Origin of the sequence: Bradyrhizobium sp. (assembly GCF_019244115.1) — a bacterium.
In the GTDB taxonomy this organism is placed as follows: Bacteria; Pseudomonadota; Alphaproteobacteria; order Rhizobiales; family Xanthobacteraceae; genus Bradyrhizobium.
The window spans coordinates 1-8,006 of sequence record NZ_JAFATE010000349.1; the positions used below are offsets into that span (position 1 = coordinate 1).

Sequence of the window (8,006 nt, forward strand, 5' to 3'; positions counted from 1 at the left end):
TCGAGCGCGTGCTGTCCCATGCGGCAGAGGCCGGGGCGAAAGTGATGCTGGTCGGCGACATCAGGCAGTTGCAATCAATCGAAGCCGGCGCGGCCTTCCGCTCGATCCATGAGCGCCACGGCGGGGCGGAACTCGGCGAGGTACGCCGACAGCGCGAGGACTGGCAGCGGGAGGCCACGCGTGATCTGGCGAACGGCAGGACCGGTCATGCGCTGGAGGCTTATCGCTCCCATGGCATGGTGCATGAGGCCCAAACCCGGGAGCAGGCGCGCGGCGATCTGATCGAGCGCTGGGACCGCGACCGGCAGGTAGCACCGGAGCGGAGCCGGATCATTCTCACCCATACCAACGACGAGGTGCGGGCGCTGAACGAGGCGGCGCGCGAACGGATGCGGGCTGCCGGCGATCTCGGGGATGACGTCCGCCTGACGGTCGAACGCGGCGCACGCCACTTCGCCAGCGGGGATCGCGTCATGTTCCTGCAGAACGAGCGTGGCCTTGGTGTGAAAAACGGCACGCTCGGGACCATCGAGCAGGTCAGCGTGCAATCCATGAAGGTGCAGATCGACGATGGCCGTTCCGTGCAGTTCGACTTGAAGGACTACAACAAAATCGACCACGGCTATGCCGCGACCATCCACAAGGCCCAGGGCATGACGGTGGACCGCACCCATGTGCTGGCGACCCCAGGGACGGATTCCCATGGCAGCTATGTCGCCCTGTCGCGGCACCGCGAGGGCGTGGACTTGCACTACGGCCAAGACGATTTTGCCGGCCGGGACCGGCTTGTCCGTACCCTGTCCCGCGACCGCGCCAAGGATATGGCCTCGGACTACGAGCTTGCCGATCCGGTCCAGAGCTACGCCGAGCGGCGTGGGATCACGTTCCGCGGGCGCGTGGCCGAGATCGTGCGCAGGGTTGTGCCGGAGAAGCTGCGCGACATGTTCGACGGCCTTCGCTCTCCTTCAGATATGCCCGGCCCAGATAGCGGACGAAGGCCGGAGCGCGAAACGCCGGAAAGGGAAAGGAGCGGTACGCAAACCCAGCGGCGCGAAACCGAAGCGCCGGAAAGGAAGGTGGCGCAAGACCCGGAAGCGGAAGCGCGTCGCCTGCGAACCCGAGCGCTGGTGCGCCATGCCCGCGCGGTGGACGCGTTCTTCGAGGCACAGGAGATGGGCGGCAAAGCAAGTCCCGAGCAGGTGAAAGAACTCCAAAAGGCCCGCCAGGTCTTCGAGGAGGTGCGGCCCTACGGCTCGCACGACGCCGAAGCCGCCTACAAGAAGAACCCGGAGCTGGCCCGCGAGGCCGCTGGCGGCCAGCTCAACCGCGCCATCCGCGCCCTCCAGCTCGAAACCGAACTGCGGATCCATCCGGAACGCCGCGCCGACCGCTTTGTAGAGCGCTGGCAGAGGCTTGATCACACCAGCCAGCACCAGTATCAGGCCGGCGACATCTCCGGCTACAGGGCCACGCGCTCGGCGATGGGCGATATGGCCAGGAGCCTCGAACGCGATCCGCAACTCGAATCCATCCTCGACAATCGCAAGCGGGAGCTCGGGATCGCGTTCGACTCAAGCCGCCGGCTCGGTATCGAACTGGCCTTCACGCACGGCCTCGGCAGAGGCAGGGGCATCGAAATTTGAACCATCCGATTTATCGCCGATTCTTCGCCACAGTACGGCACGTCTAAAAACCCTCTTGCGTGCCTTCGAATGCCTGCCCTGTCTGGATCAGCAGCAGTCAGAAACAGCCAGCAGGAGGCCGCGCGGCCATGCGCGAACCAGACCGTATCATCCGTCTGAAGACCGTCCTCGCGAGGACCGGGCTGTCCCGGTCCACCATCTACCGCAAGATCGCCACGGGCACGTTCCCGGCTCAGCTCAAGATCAGCACCAATGGGACCGGCTGGCATGAATCCGACGTCAACCGCTGGATCGCAGATCCAGTTGCATGGCGTCCGAAAGGCGAGTTCGATGAAGTCCGGTGATGAGCAGAAGCTCGCGATCGTGATGGAGACCGTGCAGTCTGCTTGACGGAGTCACGTCATCAGCACCGGTCGTTGGAGAGCTGCAGCGTGCTACGCTATGCTGGCCCGTCCGACGGCAATGAGGCTGAACTCAAGCGCTCCAGCTCTGATGGGCTGGAAAGGGTGCGGACCGTCGGCTGAAGGCGTGGCGGGAGGACACAGGGCCGTAACGCTGAAGCGATCATCGTCACCCTGGCTGTTGAACGTTACTATTGTTACGCAGTTACCGTGATCGTGGGCGTCACGGTCATACCTGGGGCTAAAGTAACACGGCACTCACGACACCGGTGGAGCTCGGCGCAACCGTCGCGCTAGCGCCCGATTACGCAGCGCCCTCGCCCTGCCCTGTCAACGGCTTAATCGGACGCCGGGATGATTGCCGTCGATGAACTCAACGCCCGCCGCTTCAAGCGCGCGTGCTCTCGAAGAGCGATTCAATGTCTTGGTCGCAGAACTTGCGACGGTCCAAGAAACAAATCAGGAGTTCCGATTCGAGGTCCTTCGGCCCGGACGTTGAGCTTTTGCACGACCGAATTGGGTTTGAAGCTCAGACACGACAGCTTGAGGCAATCCTCACAAGTCTCTGCCCGATTGAGCGCGCGATCATGCAGACGCCCGCGCGTACGATCGCAGGATTGGGTGTGAAAGCGCGGCACGCTGCCTACGTAATGTCCAATTATTGGGAAGCGCCCATCGACCGGGTTGATTGGGATGCACGAGCCGTACGCCTCCTGATCGAAGCAATCTGCGACGTCGCCGGCACACCATTGTCCCTATGCAACTTGAAAGGCGGCGAATAGTCGCGCCAGCATGTCAAACTTCTGCACAACGCGCGCCGAGAATGAGAACGCGAATGAACGTCGTATCGATCATGGCCGCGATCCTCGAAGAGGAATTGAGACAACGCGGCATTTTTGAACTAACCCAGCTTGATTGCGAGACAATGGTCCGCTGCATAATTGAACGCGCAGCTGAACTCGAGGCTGACATCAAACGAAATCAATTGGAACAGTACTCCAAAGACCACATCTGAGGGACTCCGGCAGCTGCATCTCGGCACGAACCATTTTCAATCCGGTTCGATTTCCGAGGCGTCAGCACCGCAGGTGCATAGTGTGTGAGAAACTCTCTTGTTTTCTTTCCTTGGCCTGCCGGCTGACTTTCGTTGCAAGGGCATCCTTGGTGTGGCTTGCTTTCGAACGGCTCAAAGCCCGATCTTTGTTGTCTGAATTCCTCGCCGACGCCGATCGAAACGCAAAGCTTTAGCTGTTTCGTTTGCGCGTCTGATGAAAGCCCGAAGCAAGTGAGCAACCGGAAACTCGCCGGCGGTGCTGAACCAGGCGAGCAATGGCTATGCAGCCGGCTACGAGCAAAACTCGGTCCGGGCAACTACGACACATCGATAAGCCAGAGGCTCTGTCATGAGCTGAGCGAAGTGCAGAATCCGGACGTACTTGACCATCGCGCGAAACCAAGTCGGCCGGCGACCCAAAAAACAGATCGAGTCCATCGCGCCCGAAACTGCGAACGTTTCTTGCTGACATTTAGCTGTCAGGACATGTTTCAGCGCCGCTCCTTCGCTGCGTCAAGAACGGGCGCATGCGGTTTTGCGGGCAAAACTGTGCCAGCGCCTGGATCCTTTGTTGACGTCTGGTACCGCGATCGGCCCACGCTTTGAGGTCGTCTAGCGCGACGACGCGACGCCGATCTTTCGATAGGCCGGGCCGGTACCGTAGGTCCGGTGCTTTCCAGGGTGCGACCGGAAAGGCTGACCGCGGTTACAGGATAGACTTCCGCGCCTTTCCACGAGAAGCAGCCGGTCCTGAGGAACTTTTGGTCTCTCAACGGTTTCTAATATTGCGATCGGCCCTGACAACCAGGATGTAATGGCGATGCCCCAAGCGGAGGATGACATCCGCCGGATGCTGCTAGAATCCCTAGAAATGATGCCATTAGTCATTCGATCGGGGCTACTTGAGAAAAAAAGCCAGAACGCTACGAGCGCCCTAGGCTGGACGGAGCGTGCAGTCCGGCTTCACCGCGGACCGATAGGTCGGCCCCTAAACGATACTGACCGACAAAATGCCGTTGAAGCCGGTCAGATCCTGAAACAGGCTATTCCGCTACTCGAGAAAGTCCACAACGAGCATAAGTCGGAGCGATTACGTCGCAAGGCCGGCTTCTATCTTGAAATAATCGCTGCCGAGCTCGGTTCGAATTAGCAAAGTAGTCTTTGAATGTGGCCATAGGGAGCTTCGGTCCCGCGCCTGGGACGTTCCGTATGTTGCGCGCCGAACGCTGTGACTGAAAACCATCAATTGCCCTCAGAACTGTTGGCCGACCTCTGAATCGTTTTGACTGTGCAAGCACTCGCCCCTCTTAGTTGCGTCATTGCTTAGTGATGTTATTGCGTAGGAGCGGTCTAATGCTTTCGGCTGTTGTTGGTGCTTTCATTCTTCTTAGCGTCGGCATTCTAATGGCCCATGCCATGGACGCCTTTCGCTCGGGCTAGTGAACAGAGCGCACTGGTGTCCTCGCCCGGCCCGGCCAGAAAATCGAAGATCAGGGCGACGGCGTGGACTGGCAAGCCTCGCCGCAGAAGGCGTGCAAGACGGCGGTGAGCTTTCCGACAGCGACGACTTTCCGGTGGTCGTCCCGGCCACGCAGCCACGGCCGAGATCTTCATTCAACGGCTGGCCGACCCTGGCTTTGAAATCAGGGAGGCATCATGAAGCGCCGGCGCCGATCACATCGGCAGCGTACCCGGATGGGGCTGGCGAGCCACGGCCGCCGGTTCTAGCGGTAGCCTTATCCACAAGACCGGCGGCGCTGGCGTCTTGTTTCGGGCCGCCGGGTCTAACCTGTTAGAGCCTGTCCGTTAGACCCGGAGAATCAGATGGCATTAAGCGGCCAGGCCAAGACTGACTACCAACGCATGTACATGCAACTCCGGCGCAACGGCTCGGCGAATGCGGCCAAACCCGTGACGTGCAGCTTCTGTGGAGAAGCCGGCAGCGCCGATCGCCTGCTCGTTGGCGACCGTGCCGCCGCAATCTGCGAGGAGTGCATTACCTTGGCTGTCGCCAGGATTGCCGAGGCTCGGCGGAAGGCTGACACAGGTCCGGCTACAGCATAAGGGCCAGAGAGAGGTCGCCAACAATTGGCGGCCTCTAGCGTCTCTCGTCGAACTGCGGGCAGACAACAGGCGATGGCCCCGCTCCCAGTTGCCGATGAGGATAACCGGTGCAGAAAATCTTCACGCAGTCTGGATTTCTGCGCGATTTGCATTTCTCGCATCGGGCAACACAATCCTCGTAGGTGACGGCGTCGGGTGACGTTTTCTCATTGGGCGCCGTGGAGTCTTTGACTGTCTCGGCCAGTGCCGGGCCGATGGTTAACCCGACAAGGATCAGCCCGGTCACATGCCTCATGTGCTCCTCCTGCCGAGCAGAGCTTGTTGCCCAGTTCACTACCGCGCGGTGCAGAGCGTTGACCTGGATCAAGAGAGGGGGGCCGCGGCGGCGGTCCCGCGCCCACCCTAACATCAGAGCCGCACCAGCCGAAAACGCCGCGGTCGCATCACCCGGCCGGGCCCGAATCTCCTCGACGACATAGCGGACGCCGTCGACCTCGATGGGCTGCCGCTCGAGCATGCAATGGTTGATGTGCTGCCCGACCGTGGCGGGGACCTGGAGCCATATCGTCTCGCTCGCCGGTTAAGCTAACATGTGAATTACATCGCTCGAGCGCGCCAGGACTCGATGCACCAGAAATTTCGCTTTCTTTCGTCGATGCAGGAGTCAACATTGCTTTGCGGCGCAATCGCGCGTGCGCCGGCGAGCTGCCCTCCTTTTCCTTCGCTGTCGCATCTAATTGTACGATGAGCTCATAGCGTTCATTCCATTTTGGCCTCGCTTGAGCATGATGCTCGCGATGATCAACGCTTCCGGCATTTGGCCCGGTAGGTAACAACACAAGAGTCTGCGCCACGGCTATGGCGACTTTGCAGAACTCGCCGGCGAAGCACTGATCGAGGGGCAACACTTGCTGGTCGCCGCAAACTTGGAGACGATGAAGTGACGGTGTTCGCCATGACGGGCGCCATGCTTGATCGCGAACCGCAGGAACGTGGTGTCTTCTCGATCGGCTGCGCCGACTGCGAAGCCATCATCCGCCGCGTCGTCAGCGACACCGCAGCTCTCGCCAAAGAAAGCCTCACGGAACCGCTCAATGTCGGAATGATCAAGCAGGAGCGCGGCTCCCGATGACCAACTCGCCGTTGTCCGCGGAAAGGCCCGGCGCGGCCGCTTTGGCAGTTGCGCACGCTCTTGCATTGCTGCACGCAAGGCGGGATCATGCGGCTGAGCTCGCCCGCCGGGCCGAGCTGGAGGCTACAACAAATGATGCGCGCAGCCATTTACGCCCGCTTCTCCTCCGATCGCCAAAACGATAAGTCGGTCGACGACCAGATCGCATCCTGCCGCGAGCTGTGCGCGCGGGAAGGCTTCGCCGTGGTGCAGGTGTTTTCCGACCGAGAAATGTCTGGCGCCTTCACCGTCAACCGGCCGGGCTTTCAGGCGTTAATGCGCGCAGCCGAACTGAAGGCCTTCGACATCATCGTCGCCGAAGACATGGACCGCGTCTTCCGCAGCCAGGCGGATTATCACAACGCGCGCCGGCGGCTCGACTTCCTCGGTATCGGCCTGCACACCATCACGGGCCAGGTCGGCGAAGTGGACGGCGCCCTGCGCGCCCTGATGGGCGAGCACTTCCTGAAAAATCTGGCGGTCCATACCCGCCGTGGGCTTGAGGCCGTGGTGCGCTCGGGCCGCAACGCTGGCGGCCGCGCCTATGGCTACCGGCCCGTGCCGGGGAAGCCAGGCCAGCTCACCATTGATGATGCCGAGGCCGAGATCGTGCGGCGCATCTTCCGTGAATTCATCGAAGGCGCGACGCCGCGCTCCATCGCTGTGGGCCTCAACACCGATCGAATTGCTGCACCACGCGGCACGCGCTGGACCGCCACGACCATCAACGGAAATCTGGCCCGCGGGCACGGGCTATTGATGAACGAACTTTATACCGGCGTCATCGTCTGGAACCGCGTTCGCATGGTGAAAGACCCTACGACGGGTAAGCGCATCTCCCGGCCGAACAAGGCCGCCGATTATCGCCGCGCCCAGGCGCTGCATCTGCGCATCATTGATCAGGAAACATGGGATGCCGCGCAGGCCATCAAGCGAGGACGCAGCAACGTCGGCGCCACGGCCGCACGCAAGCCGTTGCGGCCGCTATCTGGGCTCTTGCGTTGCGGATACTGCGGCGCCGGCATGACCGCGCTTGGCGCGCAGCGACCCAGCAAGCCGCATCGCGTTCAGTGCGCCGGCTTCCGCGAAAGCGGCACCTGCTCGAACGGCCGCAAGCTTTCGCGATCAGCCATCGAGACGCTGGTATTCGAAGGGCTACGCGATGAGCTAGCGCACCCTGAGGCAATCGCCGAATATCTCAAAACCTATAACGAAGAGCGCCGCCGGCTTGCCCGGCAGAATGGCGACCGCGAAAAACACCTGACACGCCGCGCCGGCGAAATCGCCCGCGAGCTGGAGCGCCTGGTCAATGCCATCGCCAAGGGCATCGGCGACCTCGATACGATCGGCCCACGCATGAAGGCCTTGCAGCAGGAACGCGACCAAGTGAAGGCGCAACTTGTCGCAGCCGCGCAAGCCGACCAGGTGGTAACGCTGCATCCCGCGGCCGTCAGCCGATACCTGGCCGACATCAAGCGGCTTTCCGATGTGGCTGCCGATGCGGCCGCGCTCGACGAACCGGAACTCGTCGCCACGCTGCGCAACCTGGTCGAGGCGATCATCGTGCACGCACCGGCGCACAGCGACGAATTCACGGTCGAGATCCGCGCATCGCTGTCGGAGCTGATGATGCCAGGGCCTTTGGTGCAGCGTACAGGGTCGGGGGGGATCGA

The 8,006-nt window shown here is 61.6% G+C and carries 7 protein-coding genes and 1 pseudogene; 6 read left to right on the forward strand and 2 right to left on the reverse strand.

The window, feature by feature from the left end; all coding sequences use genetic code 11:
* The 3 genes from JOZ76_RS15440 to JOZ76_RS15455 all read left to right on the forward strand — a co-directional run.
* Nucleotides 1–1,643, forward strand: a 1,643-nt coding sequence (locus JOZ76_RS15440; protein ID WP_291699482.1) for an AAA family ATPase, incomplete at its 5' end; no start/stop codon positions are given.
* Nucleotides 1,644–1,771: 128 nt separating this feature from the next.
* A complete protein-coding gene (locus JOZ76_RS15445) occupies nucleotides 1,772–1,987 on the forward strand; it encodes a helix-turn-helix transcriptional regulator (RefSeq protein ID WP_291699483.1) in 216 nt (71 codons plus the stop codon).
* 892 nt (nucleotides 1,988–2,879) lie between these two features.
* Nucleotides 2,880–3,059, forward strand: a complete 180-nt coding sequence (locus JOZ76_RS15455) for a hypothetical protein (protein ID WP_291699484.1) — start codon at nucleotides 2,880–2,882, stop codon at nucleotides 3,057–3,059.
* Between the two features lie 530 nt (nucleotides 3,060–3,589).
* Here JOZ76_RS15455 and JOZ76_RS15460 read toward each other — a convergent pair.
* Nucleotides 3,590–3,799: pseudogene (locus JOZ76_RS15460) on the reverse strand (DNA-binding protein); the annotation flags it as partial.
* 1,168 nt (nucleotides 3,800–4,967) lie between these two features.
* Here JOZ76_RS15460 and JOZ76_RS38245 point away from each other — a divergent pair.
* Nucleotides 4,968–5,162, forward strand: coding sequence for a ClpX C4-type zinc finger protein (locus tag JOZ76_RS38245; RefSeq protein ID WP_366938581.1), 195 nt, complete (start codon nucleotides 4,968–4,970; stop codon nucleotides 5,160–5,162).
* 34 nt (nucleotides 5,163–5,196) lie between these two features.
* On the opposite strand, the gene JOZ76_RS15465 is transcribed toward JOZ76_RS38245, so the two are convergent.
* A complete protein-coding gene (locus JOZ76_RS15465; RefSeq protein ID WP_291699485.1) occupies nucleotides 5,197–5,679 on the reverse strand; it encodes a hypothetical protein in 483 nt (160 codons plus the stop codon).
* Nucleotides 5,680–6,102: 423 nt separating this feature from the next.
* Here JOZ76_RS15465 and JOZ76_RS15470 point away from each other — a divergent pair, with 423 nt between their 5' ends.
* Both JOZ76_RS15470 and JOZ76_RS15475 read left to right on the forward strand, forming a co-directional pair.
* Nucleotides 6,103–6,294: a hypothetical protein gene (locus tag JOZ76_RS15470; RefSeq protein WP_291699486.1), complete on the forward strand. Its 192-nt coding sequence runs from the start codon at nucleotides 6,103–6,105 to the stop codon at nucleotides 6,292–6,294.
* A gap of 132 nt (nucleotides 6,295–6,426) precedes the next feature.
* Nucleotides 6,427–8,006 (forward strand): recombinase family protein (locus JOZ76_RS15475; RefSeq protein WP_291699487.1); only part of this gene is annotated, 1,580 nt, incomplete at its 3' end.

Coding starts and splice junctions, on each gene's coding strand:
- JOZ76_RS15445 (WP_291699483.1), top strand. CDS start 1,772: ATGCGCGAACCAGACCGTATCATCCGTCTGAAGACCGTCCTCGCGAGG.
- JOZ76_RS15455 (WP_291699484.1), top strand. CDS start 2,880: ATGAACGTCGTATCGATCATGGCCGCGATCCTCGAAGAGGAATTGAGA.
- JOZ76_RS15465 (WP_291699485.1), bottom strand. CDS start 5,679: ATGCTCGAGCGGCAGCCCATCGAGGTCGACGGCGTCCGCTATGTCGTC.
- JOZ76_RS38245 (WP_366938581.1), top strand. CDS start 4,968: ATGCAACTCCGGCGCAACGGCTCGGCGAATGCGGCCAAACCCGTGACG.